The 15,267-nt window shown below is 70.5% G+C and carries 13 protein-coding genes; 6 read left to right on the forward strand and 7 right to left on the reverse strand.

From position 1 onward, the window contains the following. Window positions 1–49 precede the first annotated feature (49 nt). The 6 genes from AB0N02_RS36755 to AB0N02_RS36780 all read right to left on the reverse strand — a co-directional run bounded on the left by AB0N02_RS36755 (window position 50) and on the right by AB0N02_RS36780 (window position 6,115). On the reverse strand, window positions 50–1,033 hold the full coding sequence (locus AB0N02_RS36755) for a tripartite tricarboxylate transporter substrate binding protein (RefSeq protein WP_363956441.1): 984 nt from the start codon (window positions 1,031–1,033) through the stop codon (window positions 50–52). 1 nt (window position 1,034) lies between these two features. Further along, the gene (locus tag AB0N02_RS36760; RefSeq protein WP_363956444.1) at window positions 1,035–2,477 is read right to left on the reverse strand and encodes an amidase; all 1,443 of its coding nucleotides are present in this window, start codon (window positions 2,475–2,477) and stop codon (window positions 1,035–1,037) included. A gap of 4 nt (window positions 2,478–2,481) precedes the next feature. Further along, window positions 2,482–3,975, reverse strand: coding sequence for a tripartite tricarboxylate transporter permease (locus AB0N02_RS36765; RefSeq protein ID WP_363956447.1), 1,494 nt, complete (start codon window positions 3,973–3,975; stop codon window positions 2,482–2,484). Between the two features lie 23 nt (window positions 3,976–3,998). After that, a complete protein-coding gene (locus AB0N02_RS36770; RefSeq protein WP_363956449.1) occupies window positions 3,999–4,589 on the reverse strand; it encodes a tripartite tricarboxylate transporter TctB family protein in 591 nt (196 codons plus the stop codon). Next, the gene (locus AB0N02_RS36775) at window positions 4,589–5,866 is read right to left on the reverse strand and encodes an amidohydrolase family protein (RefSeq protein ID WP_363956451.1); all 1,278 of its coding nucleotides are present in this window, start codon (window positions 5,864–5,866) and stop codon (window positions 4,589–4,591) included. The genes AB0N02_RS36770 and AB0N02_RS36775 overlap by 1 nt, the downstream gene beginning before the upstream one ends. A 120-nt stretch (window positions 5,867–5,986) precedes the next feature. Then, window positions 5,987–6,115, reverse strand: a complete 129-nt coding sequence (locus AB0N02_RS36780) for a hypothetical protein (RefSeq protein WP_363956454.1) — start codon at window positions 6,113–6,115, stop codon at window positions 5,987–5,989. A 41-nt stretch (window positions 6,116–6,156) separates the two neighbouring features. On the opposite strand from AB0N02_RS36780, the gene AB0N02_RS36785 reads away from it, so the two are divergent. Then, the gene (locus tag AB0N02_RS36785; protein ID WP_363956457.1) at window positions 6,157–6,522 is read left to right on the forward strand and encodes a hypothetical protein; all 366 of its coding nucleotides are present in this window, start codon (window positions 6,157–6,159) and stop codon (window positions 6,520–6,522) included. A gap of 454 nt (window positions 6,523–6,976) precedes the next feature. On the opposite strand, the gene AB0N02_RS36790 is transcribed toward AB0N02_RS36785, so the two are convergent. Beyond that, window positions 6,977–7,666: a TetR family transcriptional regulator gene (locus AB0N02_RS36790; protein ID WP_363956460.1), complete on the reverse strand. Its 690-nt coding sequence runs from the start codon at window positions 7,664–7,666 to the stop codon at window positions 6,977–6,979. Window positions 7,667–7,753: 87 nt separating this feature from the next. Here AB0N02_RS36790 and AB0N02_RS36795 point away from each other — a divergent pair, with 87 nt between their 5' ends. From AB0N02_RS36795 to scpA, 5 genes are read left to right on the forward strand one after another with little or no spacing between them, the layout of a single operon-like run. Beyond that, entirely contained in the window at window positions 7,754–9,292 is a 1,539-nt protein-coding gene (locus tag AB0N02_RS36795; RefSeq protein ID WP_363956463.1) for an acyl-CoA carboxylase subunit beta, read from the forward strand. After that, a complete protein-coding gene (locus AB0N02_RS36800) occupies window positions 9,289–9,510 on the forward strand; it encodes an acyl-CoA carboxylase epsilon subunit (RefSeq protein ID WP_363956466.1) in 222 nt (73 codons plus the stop codon). Before AB0N02_RS36795 ends, AB0N02_RS36800 begins: the two co-directional genes overlap by 4 nt. A gap of 8 nt (window positions 9,511–9,518) precedes the next feature. After that, complete coding sequence (locus tag AB0N02_RS36805) at window positions 9,519–11,273, forward strand: biotin carboxylase N-terminal domain-containing protein (protein WP_363956515.1); 1,755 nt, start codon at window positions 9,519–9,521, stop codon at window positions 11,271–11,273. After that, window positions 11,270–12,994 carry a methylmalonyl-CoA mutase family protein gene (locus tag AB0N02_RS36810; protein WP_363956468.1) on the forward strand — a complete coding sequence of 575 codons (1,725 nt, stop codon included), beginning with the start codon at window positions 11,270–11,272 and terminating at the stop codon, window positions 12,992–12,994. Before AB0N02_RS36805 ends, AB0N02_RS36810 begins: the two co-directional genes overlap by 4 nt. After that, window positions 12,991–15,129 (forward strand): methylmalonyl-CoA mutase, encoded by a 2,139-nt coding sequence (gene scpA, locus AB0N02_RS36815; RefSeq protein WP_363956471.1) that lies wholly within the window; start codon window positions 12,991–12,993, stop codon window positions 15,127–15,129. The genes AB0N02_RS36810 and scpA overlap by 4 nt, the downstream gene beginning before the upstream one ends. Window positions 15,130–15,267 lie beyond the last annotated feature (138 nt).

Genomic DNA, 15,267 nt, shown 5'->3' on the forward strand with positions numbered 1-15,267 from the left:
TGGCGGGCGCCGGCGCGCGCCACCCCGCGGGTGATGATCCGGGTCGTGCTCAGCCGGTGACCTTGGCGTAGGTCTCCTCGCTGAGAGTCCAGCGCTTGGCCGCCTCGTCGCCGGTCATGAACTGGTTGATGATTCCCAGCTCACGGCTCTTCTGCTCGATGCCCTCGGACTTGAGGGCCTTGTCGATCGCCGACTGCAGCTTCTCCACGACGGCGGGCGGGGTGGCCGCCGACACCGAGAGCACGCCCTCGGAGAGCATGACGAGATCCATGCCCTGCGCCTTGAAGGTCGGCGTGCCGGGCAGCAGGTCGGTCTCGGCCTCGGCCATGACTCCGACGGCGCGAACCTGCCCGCTCTTGATGTACTGCAGGACCTCGGGGATGGTGCCGAAGGTGACGTCGGTGTGACCGCCGAGCAGGGCGACCATGGCCGGTCCCCCACCGTCGAACTGCACGTTCGCGAACTCCACCTGGCCCGCCTTCTCGGTCAGCACACGCCCCATGTCCGCAGGACCGCCGAGGGCACCGGTGCCGGCCTTGACCTGACGGGGCTTGGCCTTGGCCTCGGCCATCAAATCCTTCAGGTTTTGGATCTTGCTGTCCTTGGAGACGACCGCGACAACCGGGATGACGAAGTGGTTCGCGACCGGCTTGAACGAATCGCGGCTGAACGCGGCCTTACGGGCCGGATCGAGGTAGGCGCTGGGCGTCGTCGGCAGCAGCGTGTAGCCGAGCGTGTAGCCGTCCGCCTTCGCCTGGGCCAGTGCCGTCAGACCGATCTGCGAGCTCGCGCCCGGCTTGTTGAGGATCTCGACGGGCGTGCCGAGTTGGTTCTCCAGGGCCGGGCCGAGCAGGCGGCCGGCGAGGTCGGTGAGCCCGCCCGGCGCAAACGGGACGATGAGCGTCACGGCCTTGCCCTTCTTGGGGAAGCCGGACTCCTGTGTGGTCGCGCTGCCGCACGCGGCGGTGATGCCGACCACGAGGGGGATCGAGATGGCGAGGGCGAAGCCCCGGAATCGCCGGTTTGAGGTCAAGTCAGTTTCCTTCTGCGGGGGTGGAGGGGTGAGCTCCTGTCTGGGGGATGGACGGCCGGCGCAGGTGCCAGTCGGTGATGTGCTGGTAGGCGTTGGCGATTTCGAGGACGGCCTGGTCCCGGTGGGGGCGCCCGACGAGTTGGAGCCCGATGGGCAGCCCCGCGCCGGTGAAACCGCAGGGCAGCGAGATCGCCGGCGCCCCCGTGAGACTGAAGATCCGGCGGAAGCGGTTCTGCGCCCCGAAGCGGGACTCCGCGCCGTGATCGCTCGGCGGGGGCTGGTCGAACAGGTGGGGGACGGTCGGTGAGGTGAGGGTGGCGATGACGTCGACGCCGGCCAGGGCGTGGTGGAACCGTTCGGCGAAGACGGCGCGGACGCGCTGGGCGCGCAGGTAGTCGCGGGCGGTCACGGAAGCGGCCAGGGCCATGCGATCGCGCACCCCGGGGCCGACGGTGTCCCGGTGAGCGCGGACGTGCTCCTCATGGATCGAGTACGACTCCGCGAGCAGGATCACCGAGTGGACCGTCTGGAAGTCTCCGATCGGCGGCATCGTGATGGGGACGACGGTGGCGCCGGCGGCGGTGAACTGCTCGACCACGACGCTGAAGGCCGCGTGGAACTCGGGATCGACACCGTCGAAGAAGAAGGCGTCGGGGACACCGACACGCCGGCCGGTGAGATCGGCGGCGGCGATGGCGGCGACGTCCAAAGGAACCATCGGGGCGGTGCCGCGATCCCGCGGGTCGGGCCCCTCGATGGCCCGGGTGACCAGGGCGGCGTCCAGGACGTCACGGGTCAGGGGGCCGACGTGATCAAGAGTCCAGCTCAAAGGCAGAACACCGTAACGGCTGACGCGCCCGTAAGTGGGCTTGAACCCGACAACGCCGCAGCCGGAGGCCGGACCGCGAATGGAACCGCCGGTGTCGGTGCCGATGGAGGCGTAGCTCATCAGGGCGCACACACCGGCGGCACTGCCGGAACTGGAACCGATGGTGACGCGGTCGAGATCCCACGGATTGCGGGTACGCCCGAAGGGATAGACGGTGCCCGGCCCCATGGCGAACTCGTAGGTCTGGGCCTTGCCGACCACGACGGCGCCGGCGTCGTCGAGCCGTTCGACGACGGCGGCGTCGTGGTCGGGGACCCGGTCGGCCATGGAGGCGGATCCGGCGGTGGAGCGGATACCCCGGGTGCTGATCAGATCCTTGAGGGAGACCGGGACCCCGTGCAGCGGCCCGCGATAGGCACCGGCCGCGATCTCACGCTCGGCGGTACGCGCCGCCCGCAGGGCACGATCGGCCAGCACGGTGACGAACGCGCCGACCACCCCGTCGAGCCGATCGATACGCTCCAGAACACCGGTGGTGACCTCGACCGGGGAAACCTCCCGATCACGGATCAATTCCCCCACCCGGGCCAGCGACAATGCCGCCAACTCAGTCATTGGTTCAGGCCTCACTCTCGACGCGGCTGTCGCCGCGCACCAGGTTCAGGGCGAAGACGCCGATCACGACGACGCTGAGGACCATCAAGGTCAGTGAGATCGGGCGGCTGAAGAAGATGGAGAAGTCACCCTGGGACAGGGACAGGCTCTGCCGGAGGCTCTTTTCGATCATCGGGCCGAGGATCAGCGTGAGCGACATCGGCGCGAGCGGGATGTCGAGCTTGCGGCAGGCGACGCCGACGAGGCCGAAGAAGAGCATGACACCGGCGTCGAAGACTTCGCCGCGCAGGGCGATCGAGCCGACGATGGCCATGACCAGGATGAGCGGGTAGAGCACCTTGTAGGGCACCTTGAGGATCTGCACCCACATCGGGATCAGCGGCAGGTTCAAGATGATCAGGATGACGTTGCCGACGTAGAAGCTCGCGATGACCGCCCAGGCGAAGTCCGGGTGCTCGCTGAACAGCAGCGGGCCCGGGCTCAGGCCGTTCATCAGGAAGGCGCCCATCAGCACCGCGAGGGTGGCCGAGCCGGGGATGCCGAGCGTGAACAGCGGGATCATCGAGGCGCTGGCATAGGAGTTGTTGGCGGTCTCGGGGCCGGCGACGCCTTCCACGGCCCCCTTGCCGAAGCGCTCGGGGTGCTTGGAAACCTTGCGCTCCAGCGCGTACGACAGGTAGGTGGGGACCGCGGCGCCGATCCCGGGGATAAGCCCGAGGAGGAAGCCCAGACCGGTGCCGCGGCCGATGGCCGGCATCGACTTGCCGATGACGCGCCATTCCGTGCGCTTCGAGACCCGCTGCGGTCCCCGCGCGCCGTCGCCACCGCTGAGGTTGAGCAGGATCTCGCTGACGCCGAACAGGCCCATCAGGACCGGCACGAAGTCGAGGCCGTCGAGCAGTTCGGGCAGGCCGAAGGTGAAACGGGGCTCACCTGCGACCGGGTCGATGCCGACCAGGCCGATGAGCAGACCGAGGCAGGCCGCGATCATCGCGCGTTTGAGGGACTTGCCGCCGAGCCCGACGACAAGGGTGAGCCCAAAGACCATCAGTGCGCAGAACTCCGGCGGACCGAACTTCAGGGCCATGCTCGTCAGGGGGATGGCGAGCAGCACGAGGCCGAAGCTGGCGATGGTGCCGCCGATGAACGAGCCGACCGCCGAGACGGCGAGCGCGGTGGCGGCGCGGCCCTTCTTGGCCATCTGGTAGCCGTCGATGCAGGTCACCGCGGAGGCGACCTCGCCCGGGGTGTTGATGAGCACCGAGGTGATCGTGCCGCCGTACTGGGCACCGTAGTAGATCGCGGAGAGCATGATGATCGCGGCGATCGGGTCGAGCGCGATGGTCATCGGAATGAGCATCGCCGTGGCGGCCGTCGGCCCGACGCCCGGCAGAACGCCCACCGCGGTGCCGATGAGACAGCCGATCAGAGCGAAGAGCAGGTTGTACGGCTGCAGCGCGGTGCCGAGGCCGTCGATGAGGTAACCGAGAGAGTCCATGGATCACAGCTCCAACTGCTGGTCTAAAGCTGGACGTCCAGCAGGTCGGAGAAGAGGTGGAACGAGCCGAGGCTGATCGCCAGCGCCAGCGCCAGGGCATAGTGGACAGGTATCCGCTCGACGACGGCCAGTACGAAGAACACGAGCAGGCCGATCGAGATCCGGAAGCCGAGGACGTTCATGAACATGAGCGACACGACGAGCGCCGAGACGACGAGGACGGGACCGGGAACACCCCCGAGAAGGGTGCGCGGCTTCCCCGGCGCCTCGTGGCTCGCGGCGCGGGTGGCACCCGAGTCGAGGTCTGCGGAGAGTTCGCCCGCAGTGTCGCCGCGGACCGGCGCGGAGGGCTGTCCGTCCGCGGAGAGTTCGTGGGAGCCGTCGGTGTCGAGGGCCGGGCCGTCCGTCGCGGGTTCACCCTTGTCGTCGGGTTCGCGCACCAGTTCGACGGTCAGCGCCACCGACAGGGCCAGCAGGAGACCGCCGACGACGAGGGGGAAGAAACCCGGGCCGGGACCGAGGTCGGTCCAGACGTCACGCTGCAGCGAGCCGACGAGCGTCGATCCGGCGAGCGCGACCAGCAGCAGGCTGAGGATATGGGGAAGCTTGGTCATCAGGGTGCCTCCCGGTCTGTGGCGTTCGTCGCGTGGCGCGTGGCCGGTCCGGTGAGCCGGCCGCGGTGGACGAGCCGCCGCCCGGCCCGGAAGACGTCGAGTTCACCGAAGAGCGGATCGAGGCCGGCGGAGACGTCGCCGTCGGCCAGAACCAGGTCGGCGAGCTTGCCGACCTCGATCGTCCCGTGGTCCGCGTCGATCCCGAGAGCCGTGGCGGCCCGGCCGGTGACCGAGTGGACCACCTCGGGGATCGTCATCGAGATCTCGGAGGTCAGGAACGACATCAGGTACGGCAAGTCGTCAAAGGGCGTCATCGTCATACCGGCGTCGGTGCTCGCGACGAGCTTGACGCCCGCCTCGCGGAAGTTACGCAGCACCTGGATGCGCTTGTCGCGCAGGTCTCGCTGCTGGAGCTGACGCGGGGTGAGGAACCCCTCGATGGCCTGCTCGGTGCGCCACCGCTTGGCCATGCCGAGGCTGATCGGGATGCCGGCGTCGAGGATCTGCCGGGCCAGCTCGGCGTCGAAGCGAATGTCACCCTCGGCGTCGAAGAACTGGACGTGCTCAAGGCGGTGAATGCCGGCCTCGACGGCGTTGCGGATGCCGGGGGTGCCGTGGACGTGGGTCGTGACCCGGATCCCGCCGCGCTCGGCCTCCTCGATGACGGTGCGGAACTCCTCGACGGTGTACTGCGCGAGGGCCGGGTTCGAGCCCATCGTCGACCCGCCGCCGGTGCCGAAGAGCTTGATGAAGTCGACACCGCGTTTGACGAGCGTGCGGGTCGCCTTGCGCAGTTCGGCGACGTCGTCGGCCTCGATCGAATACCAGTGGAAGTGCCCGCCGGTGATCGAGATGCCGAGGCCGGTCGTCATGATCCGCGGGCCGAGGACCGAACCGGCGAGAATCGCGTCGCGTACGTCGAGGGTGACGTAGTCGCGGCCACCGCAGTCGGCGAGCGTCGTGACCCCGGCGCGCAGGGCGTCCTGCGCATGGCTGAGGACCTCCATGGCGAGGCGCTCGGTGCTGACTCTCAGGGGGTCGTAACGCCCCGGGCGCTCCGGGTCGGCGCACAGGTGGACGTGGCTGTCGATGAAGCCGGGAAGCAGGGTTCGGCCGGTGCCGTCGATGACCCGGTCGACCGTCACGTCCTGCGGCTCCGCGGACGCGTCGCCGACCCAGCCGATCCGCCCGTCGGTCACGTGCACCGACGAGCCGGCGCGGGCAGTGTCACCGGTCCCGTCCAGGAGCATCACGTTTCTGATGGCAAGGGTCGGCATGGGACACTCCAGGTTCTTCTGTACGTATCGGCGATTCGTTTGGGTGACCGTATGGTGCGCCCGAAAGAACGGCCAGATCCGCCCGGTATGACATTTGGGGTGACCCCCGAGCCGATGCGATCAGCCATGGCCGCGGGCGACGTCGCGCACCGGTTCGCGCAGGACGACGGCGCGGTCGGCGGCGATCAGTCCGGGAGCGGGGCGCAGGGTGATCTCGATGCGCACCTCCAGACCCGCGTGGACGGCCACATTCTCGACGGCACCGCGGCCCCGACCGGTATCTTGGTGACATGCCGACCGGTGAGCGTCGTCTGTCCCCCGAAGAGCAGGCCGTCATTCTGGCACTGCTCGCGCAGGACTTCCCCGGCGCGGACGAGTTTCGAGCCCAGGTCCCTTCGGCAGTCGTCACCGGAGGCTGCAGATGCGGGTGCGCGACCGTGAACCTTCGCCCAGGAACGGGACCCGCCGCTCTCGACTCCCCCATACGGTATGGCGTACTCGTCTCCGCCTACGTGCGAACACGCGGCGACGGGGTTCTCCTCTTCGTCGAGGACGGGCATCTCTCGTGCCTGGAGGTCTACGCCACCGAGGACGAGCCCGCCCCGCTCCCTCACCCCGAGGACCTTGCCGTGGACCCGCCAGGCCCCTGGGAGTGAGGGAGGAGATGGCGGCGACTCTGGGACCGCTGGAATGCGGCCACTCATCATGAGGAAATAGTGAACGAACTCGCCGGCCGCGAACACGTAGAGCACGGCGCCAAGCACCGAACCGGCCAGGTCTGCCCCGATCCCACGCACCGCGATGCCGACGGACAAGGTGACGGGAAACACCAGTAGAAGCACGACGTTGAAGGCGTACAGGGCCTGAAGAGCACGAAGCCGGGCCCTGGGATCACCACGCCCGGTACGGCGCCCGCTCAGCAGCCAGAACTTGCCGATCCAATGGCAACCGCCCTCGACCAGGATGACGTTCGACGTGAGCAGCCCGACCAGCGCGCAGGGCCAGTCCGCATCGGCCCACAGCTGCCGGCCCGGCTTTCGGCGGTCCTACGGACCGGTCTGGAGATCCCCTTCCCGACGGGCGATCATCGGCTCAATCGGCCCGGTGTGATCAGGGGGTTCCTCCGACCCCGGATTCCAGGTGCTGCTGGATGGCCGCCATCACGACCTGCGGGGTCGCCGAGCGGCCGAAGACGGCCACGACGACCTGGTCGCCCTTCTCCTGGGGCTGTTCGAGGTGACGGAAGGTGGCGATGACGTAGCCGAGCGCGTGGTCGAGCCGTCCGGCCGGATCGTACGCGCCACCGGACCGCAGCCAGCCGCGCAGCACCTGGTTGTGTGCGGCCACGACGGAGGCGGCCATGAGTTCGGCGCGCAGATCGGCATCAGGGGAGTCGCCGAGCCATTCTCCGACGAACTCGCGGAACAGCCGCTGGTAGCGGGCCACGCTGGCGATCTCCCGGTCGCGCAGCGCCGGCACCCTGCGGACGAGGCGGTAGCGGCGCAGTGAGACCTCGGCGTCGTCGACGTAGTGGGCGAGCACGATGCGCACGGCGTCGCTGATGGCCACGATCGCGGTCTCGGCGGTCGAGGCTCGCAGCCGGGCGTCGATCCTGTCCAGCAGCGAGTCGTGGTCGGGGAAGATCGCGTCTTCCTTCGAGCGGTAGTAGCGGAAGAACGTGCTACGGCTCACGCCCGCGCGGACCGCGATGTCGTCGACCGTCGTCTCGTCGTAGCCGTTCTCGTCGAACAGCGCCACGGCGGCTTCGGCCAGGCGCTGGCGGATTGGCGGTTTCGGCACGTGGCCATTCTCTCCGACCTTCGGGGTTGCCATCATCAATGATACTGAGTACCGTCACATTGAAACTCAGTCTTATCGAGGTGGCGGATGAAATCACATGGCACCGCGGACAGCCTCGCCCGCCTGAAGGAGCGCCTCGACGAGGCGATCCACGTCGCCGAGGCCCGCGCGGCGGACAAGCAGCACGCCAAGGGCAGGCTGACCGCACGCGAGCGCATCGAACGGCTGCTGGACGCGGGCTCGTTCGTCGAGCTGGACGCGCTGGCCAAGGGCTCGCTCGGCTACGGCGACGGCGTGGTCACCGGATACGGAACGATCCACGGCCGCCGGGTGTGCGTGTTCTCGCAGGACTTCACGGTCGCGGGCGGCAGCCTGGGCGAGGTGTACGGGCAGAAGATCTGCAAGATCATGGACGTCGCCCTGCGCAACGGCTGCCCGATCATCGGCATCAACGAAGGTGCGGGGGCGCGCATCCAGGAGGGCGTGGTCTCGCTCGGCCTGTACGGCGAGATCTTCCGCCGCAACATCCGCGCCTCGGGCGTGATCCCGCAGATCTCCCTCATCATGGGCGCCTGCGCGGGCGGCCACGTCTACTCCCCGGCGCTCACCGACTTCACGATCATGGTGGACTCCTCGTCCCACATGTTCGTCACGGGCCCGGACGTGATCAAGACCGTGACCGGCGAGGACATCACCTTCGAGGATCTGGGCGGCGGCCGGGTGCACAACAGCCGCAGCGGCGTCGCCCACTACCTGGCCGGCGACGAGGACGACGCGCTGGAGTACGCGCGGGCGCTGCTGTCGTATCTGCCGGACAACAATCTCGACGAACCGCCGCATCCGGTCTTCGAGGCGGACCTGGAGCAGACCGCCGACGACCTGGCGCTGGACGAGCTGGTTCCGGACTCGCCGAACCGGCCCTACGACATGCACCAGGTGATCGCCGCGCTGCTGGACGACGGCGACTTCCTGGAGGTGCAGGCGCTGTTCGCGCCCAACATCGTGGTCGGTTTCGGCCGGATCGAGGGCCGTCCCGTCGGTGTCGTGGCCAACCAGCCGATGCGGATGGCCGGGGTGCTGGACATCGACGCCTCGGAGAAGGCCGCCCGGTTCGTCCGCACCTGTGATGCGTTCAGCGTTCCGGTGCTCACGCTGGTCGACGTGCCCGGCTTCCTGCCCGGCACCGACCAGGAGTGGAACGGCATCATCCGGCGCGGCGCCAAGCTCCTGTACGCCTACGGCGAGGCCACGGTCCCGCTCGTCACCGTCATCACCCGCAAGGCCTACGGCGGCGCCTACGACGTGATGGGCTCCAAACACCTGGGCGCGGACGTCAACCTGGCCTGGTCGACCGCGCAGATCGCGGTGATGGGCGCCCAGGGCGCGGTCGGCATCCTGCACCGCAAGCGCCTGGCCGTCGCCGACGACCCCGGCGCGCTGCACGCCGAACTGGTCCGCGAGTACGAGGAAACCCTGGCCACCCCCTATCTGGCGGCCGAGCGCGGATACGTGGACGCGGTGATCCGGCCGAGCGAAACCCGTCGCGAGGTCACCCTGGCACTGCGGCTGCTGCGCGGCAAGCGCGACACCCTGCCGCCCAAGAAGCACGGGAACATCCCGCTGTGAACGCTGCGAACCCCGCTGTGAACCCCGCTGTGAACATCGTCACGGGCGATCCGACGCCGGAGGAACTCGCCGCCCTCGTCGTGGCCCTGCGCGTCGTGAAGGCGGCGGGCGCGCCGCCGCCCCCGGCCGTCCGTCCCCGGCGGGCGCTGCGCCGCCCTCTCGTGACCGGCCCCAACGGCTGGCGGGAGTCGAGATGGAACCTAGGGAGATCCCTGTGAGTACAAGCCTGCGCAAGGTGTTGGTCGCCAACCGCGGTGAGATCGCCGTCCGCGTCATCAGGGCCTGCCGGGACGCCGGGATCGGGTGCGTCGCGGTCTACGCCGACCCCGATCGTGACGCGCTGCACGCCCGCATGGCGGACGAGGCGTACGCGCTCGGCGGTGCCACGCCCGGGGAGACGTACCTGTCGATCGAGAAGATCATCGACGTCGCGGCGCGGTCGGGTGCCGACGCCGTGCACCCCGGCTACGGCTTTCTGGCCGAGAACGCCGCCTTCGCCCAGAGCGTCATCGACGCCGGGCTGACCTGGATCGGCCCTCCCCCACACGCGATCACCGCGCTCGGCGACAAGGTCCAGGCGCGGCACATCGCCCAGAAGGTCGGCGCCCCGCTGGTCGCCGGAACCCCGGATCCGGTGGCGGACGTGGCGGAGGTGGTCGCGTTCGCCGAGGAGCACGGCCTGCCGGTCGCCATCAAGGCGGCGTTCGGCGGCGGCGGGCGCGGGCTGAAGGTCGCCCGCACGCTGGAGGAGATCCCCGACCTGTACGGCAGCGCCGTGCGGGAGGCGGTCGCGGCGTTCGGCCGGGGCGAGTGCTTCGTCGAGCGCTACCTCGACCGGCCCCGGCACGTCGAGACGCAGTGCCTGGCCGACGCCCACGGCAACGTCGTGGTGGTCTCGACCCGCGACTGCTCGCTGCAGCGCCGCCACCAGAAGCTGGTCGAGGAGGCGCCCGCGCCGTTCCTGTCCGCGGAGCAGGAGGCGCTGCTGCGCGAGTCCTCCAAGGCGATCCTGCGGGAGGCCGGGTACGTGGGCGCGGGGACGTGCGAGTTCCTGGTCGGCCAGGACGGCACGGTCTCCTTCCTCGAGGTCAACACGCGGCTGCAGGTCGAGCACCCGGTCACCGAGGAGGTCACCGGCATCGACCTGGTACAGGAGATGTTCCGCATCGCGGCGGGCGACCCCCTCGGCTACGACGATCCGCCGGCGCGCGGCCACTCGGTCGAGTTCCGGATCAACGCCGAGGACCCGGGCCGCGGCTTCCTGCCCGCCCCCGGCACGATCACCCGCTGGCGCGCCCCCTCCGGTCCGGGCGTTCGCCTCGACGCGGGCTACGAGCAGGGCGAGACCGTGCCCGGCTCGTTCGACTCGCTGGTCGCCAAGCTGGTCGTCACCGGCGCCACCCGCGCCCAGGCCCTGCGGCGCGCCCGCCGGGCCCTGGGCGAGTTCGAGATCGACGGCATGCCCACCGTGCTGCCCTTCCACCGGGCCGTCGTGACGGACCCGGCCTTCACCGGCGAGCCGTTCACCGTGCACACCCGCTGGATCGAGACCGAGTTCGACAACTCCCTCACCCCCTACGCCGGTCAGGTCGAGGCCGCGGAACCGGAGGAGCGGGAGCGGATCACGGTGGAGGTCGCGGGCAAGCGCCTGGAGGTCGTGCTCCCCGCCACCGCCGCCACCGTCACCGCCGCCGGGAAGCGGACCGCGGCCAGGAGCACGCCCCGGCGCGGCGGGAGCCGGGCCAAGGCGGCGGCGAGCGGGAACGCCCTGGTCAGCCCCATGCAGGGCACCATCGTCAAAGTGGTGGCCGCTGACGGCGACGATGTGACCGCCGGTGACACGATCGTCGTTCTGGAAGCCATGAAAATGGAGCAACCGCTGACCGCCCACAGGGACGGCGTCGTGGTCGGCCTGTCGGCTCAGGTCGGAGCGACGGTGACGGCGGGCGCGGTCATCTGCGAGATCAAGGACAGGTCGTGACGGACGGCCCGGCCGCGATCCGGGAGCGGTGGCGGGAACTGGCCGGGGAGGTCCTGCGCAGAGCGGGCAGGGACACCGGCTCGCCGGAGCAGGCGCTCGCCACCACGACCTACGACGGCATCACCGTCGCACCGCTGTACGACGCCACGGACCTGCCGGACACGCCCGCTCCGCTGCCGCGCGCGGAGGACGGCCGCGCGCCGGGCGGTCCGTGGCAGGTACGGCAGCGGCACGAGGTCGCCGACCCGGACGCCGTCGCGGCGGACCTGGAGAACGGCGCCGACTCGCTCTGGCTCGCCGTCGCCCCCGAGGACCTGCCCCGGGCCCTCGGCGGCGTGCACCTGGACATGATCTCGATCGTGCTGGACGCGGGCGCCCGCACCCCTGAGGCGGCCACGGCGCTGCTGACGCTGGCCGAGGAGCGCGGCGTGCCGTTCGCGTCCCTGCGGGGCTGTCTCGGCGCCGACCCCCTGGGCCACCGGCTCCGCTCCGGCACACCGGCCGACCTGTCGCAGGCGGCCGAACTGGCACGCCGCTGCACCGGCGGCCTGCCCGGCATGCGCGCCATGGTCGTCGACGCCACGCCGTACCACGAAGCCGGTGGCAGCGACGCGCAGGAGCTCGGCTGCTCGATCGCGACCGGCCTCGCCTACCTGCGCGCCCTCACCGACCACGGCCTCACCGTGGACGAGGCCTTCGGACAGCTGGAGTTCCGCTACGCCGCGACCGCCGACCAGTTCGCCACGATCGCCAAGCTCCGCGCGGCCCGCGTCGTGTGGGCGCGGATGGCCGAGGTGAGCGGCGGGCCGCCCGGCCAGTTCCAGCACGCGGTGACCTCCGCGGCCATGATGGCCCGCCGCGACCCCCACACGAACATGCTGCGCACCACCCTGGCCTGCTTCGCCGCGGGTGTGGCCGGAGCCGACGCCGTGACCGTCCGGCCGTTCGACGACGCGCTCGGCCTGCCGGACGCCTTCTCCCGCCGCATCGCCCGCAACACCTCCGTGCTGCTCACGGAGGAGGCGCACGTGGCCCGGGTGACCGATCCGGCGGGCGGATCCTGGTACGTCGAACGCCTCACCGCCGACCTGGCGGACCACGCCTGGCGATGGTTCCAGGAGATCGAGGAGGCGGGCGGCATGGCCGCGGCGCTCGCCTCCGGCCTGGTGGCCGACCGGATCGCCGCCGTCCGCGCGAGCAGGGCGCGCGACATCTCCCGCGGGCGCGCCCCGATCGTCGGCGTCAGCCACTACCCCGACCTGTCCGAACCGCCGCGCGCTCCCGATCCGGCCCCGTGCCCGCCGGAGGGCGCCCTGCGGGGAATCCGTTACGCCCGGGACTTCGAGGACCTCAGGGATCTCGCCGACGCCCGGCCGGTTCGTCCCCGGGTGTTCCTGGCCACCCTCGGCCCGGCGGGTGAGCACGCCGCCCGGGCCTCGTTCGCCGCCGGTGTCTTCCACTCGGGCGGCATCGAGACCGTCACCGGAGGCCCGGAGGATTTCGACCCGCGCGTCACCACGGTGGCCTGCCTGTGCTCGAGCGACGGCCGGTACGCCGAGCACGCGTCGGAGGCCGCCGACGCCCTTCGTGAAGCCGGTGCGACCAGGATCTGGCTGGCCGGGCGCGACCGCTACGACGGCGTCGACGCCAACCTGTACGCGGGATGCGACGTACTGGAGGTGGTCCGCACCACCCTCGCCGACCTGGAGGTGACCAGATGATCCCCGACTTTCGCGGCGTCGGTCTCACCGGCGTGAGCCGGAACGCGCGGCCGGCGACCGGCGGCGGCCCGTGGCAGAGCCCGGAGGGCATCCCGATCAAACCGGTCTACACCCCCGCCGACCTGGCGGCGGAGGACTACGACCCGCACACCTGGCCGGGCATCCCGCCGTACGTGCGCGGCCCGTACCCCACCATGTACGTGACCCGTCCCTGGACCATCCGCCAGTACGCGGGTTTCTCCACCGCCGAGGACTCCAACGCCTTCTACCGCCGCAACCTCGCGGCCGGGCAGAAGGGCCTGTCGGTCGCCTTCGACCTGGCCACGCACCGTGGCTACGACTCCGACCATCCCCGGGTGGCGGGCGACGTGGGCATGGCGGGAGTGGCGATCGACTCCATCGCCGACATGCGCGTCCTGTTCGACGGCATCCCGCTCGACGAGATGTCGGTGTCGATGACCATGAACGGCGCCGTCCTGCCCATCCTGGCCCTGTACATCGTGGCCGCCGAGGAGCAGGGGGTGAAGCCGGAGCGGCTCACCGGGACCATCCAGAACGACATCCTCAAGGAGTTCATGGTCCGCAACACCTACATCTACCCGCCGGGCCCGTCCATGCGGATCATCTCCGACATCTTCGCCTACACCTCGGCGAACATGCCGCGCTTCAACTCCATCTCCATCTCCGGCTACCACCTGCAGGAAGCCGGCGCCACCTGCGACCTGGAGCTCGCCTACACTCTGGCCGACGGCCTGGAGTACCTCCGCGCGGGTACCGCCGCCGGGCTCGACGTCGACGCCTTCGCCCCGCGCCTCTCGTTCTTCTGGTGCGTCGGCATGAACTTCTTCATGGAGGTCGCCAAGCTGCGCGCCGCGCGGCTGCTGTGGACCCGCATCGTGCGCGAGGCGGGCGCGAAGGACCCGCGCTCACTGGCGCTGCGCACCCACTGCCAGACCTCGGGCTGGTCCCTGACCGCCCAGGACGTCTACAACAACGTGGTCCGCACCTGTGTCGAGGCGATGGCCGCCACCCAGGGACACACCCAGTCCCTGCACACCAACGCCCTGGACGAGGCGCTCGCCCTGCCCACCGACTTCTCCGCCCGCATCGCACGCAACACCCAGCTCGTCCTGCAGCACGAATCGGGCACCACCCGCGTGATCGACCCCTGGGGCGGCTCCTCCTACGTCGAAACCCTCACCAGCGGGCTCGCCCGCAGAGCCTGGGAGCACATCACCGAGGTCGAGAACGCCGGGGGCATGGCCAAGGCCATCGAAGCCGGGCTGCCCAAGCTCAGGATCGAGGAGGCGGCCGCCCGCGCCCAGGCTCGCATCGACTCCGGTGTCCAGCCGGTCATCGGGGTCAACCAGTACCGCGTCGACGCGGAACGCGAGGTCGAGGTGCTGAAGGTCGACAACACCTCGGTCCGCGCCAAGCAGGTCGAACGGCTGCGCCGCCTGCGCTCCGAGCGTGACGCCGCCGCCGTACGCGACGCGCTGGAGGCGCTCACCCGGGGTGCGGCGGGGAACGACAACCTGCTGGCCCTGGCCGTGGACGCGGCCCGTGCGCGGGCCACCGTCGGGGAGATCTCCGAGGCGCTGGAGAAGGTGTTCGGCCGTCACCAGGCCGACGTCCGCACCATCACCGGTGTCTACCGTGAGGAGATGGGGGACGGCGCCGACGCGGTCCGCGACGCCTGCGACGCCTTCGCCGCGGCCGAGGGACGCCGCCCGCGCATCCTGGTCGCGAAGATGGGCCAGGACGGCCATGACCGGGGTCAGAAGGTGATCGCCACCGCCTTCGCCGACCTCGGCTTCGACGTGGACGTCGGCCCGCTGTTCCAGACGCCGGCCGAGGTCGCCCGTCAGGCCGTCGAGGCCGACGTGCACATCGTCGGCGTCTCCTCCCAGGCCGCCGGGCACCTCACGCTGGTGCCCGCGCTCCGCGACGAGCTGGCCGTACTCGGGTGTGACGACGTCATGATCGTCGTCGGCGGCGTCATTCCGCCCGGCGACGTACCCGCCCTGCGCGACGCCGGGGTGGCGGAGGTCTTCCCGCCGGGCACCGTCATCACCGACGCCGCCCTGGGACTACTGCGCGGGCTGTCGGCGCGCCTTGGTCATCCGGGCATGTGAGGGCGCCCGCGAACCGGATGCGCATGTGCCTCACGCGGCGCGCCCGGCCGCGCCGGGCCTGATGGCGCGGATCCGGAAAGCCCCGGCACCGAGTGACGCCGGGGCGGCCTTGCGGGCGATACCGCCCGCGGGACCGGA

The organism is Streptosporangium sp. NPDC051022, from assembly GCF_040683035.1.
In the GTDB taxonomy this organism is placed as follows: domain Bacteria; phylum Actinomycetota; class Actinomycetes; order Streptosporangiales; family Streptosporangiaceae; genus Streptosporangium.

Bases quoted from the DNA above. Each gene is read 5' to 3' on its own strand.
- AB0N02_RS36760 (WP_363956444.1), bottom strand. From the start codon at position 2,477: ATGACTGAGTTGGCGGCATTGTCGCTGGCCCGGGTGGGGGAATTGATC.
- AB0N02_RS36795 (WP_363956463.1), top strand. From the start codon at position 7,754: ATGAAATCACATGGCACCGCGGACAGCCTCGCCCGCCTGAAGGAGCGC.
- scpA (WP_363956471.1), top strand. From the start codon at position 12,991: ATGATCCCCGACTTTCGCGGCGTCGGTCTCACCGGCGTGAGCCGGAAC.
- AB0N02_RS36770 (WP_363956449.1), bottom strand. From the start codon at position 4,589: ATGACCAAGCTTCCCCATATCCTCAGCCTGCTGCTGGTCGCGCTCGCC.
- AB0N02_RS36765 (WP_363956447.1), bottom strand. From the start codon at position 3,975: ATGGACTCTCTCGGTTACCTCATCGACGGCCTCGGCACCGCGCTGCAG.
- AB0N02_RS36775 (WP_363956451.1), bottom strand. From the start codon at position 5,866: ATGCCGACCCTTGCCATCAGAAACGTGATGCTCCTGGACGGGACCGGT.
- AB0N02_RS36785 (WP_363956457.1), top strand. From the start codon at position 6,157: ATGCCGACCGGTGAGCGTCGTCTGTCCCCCGAAGAGCAGGCCGTCATT.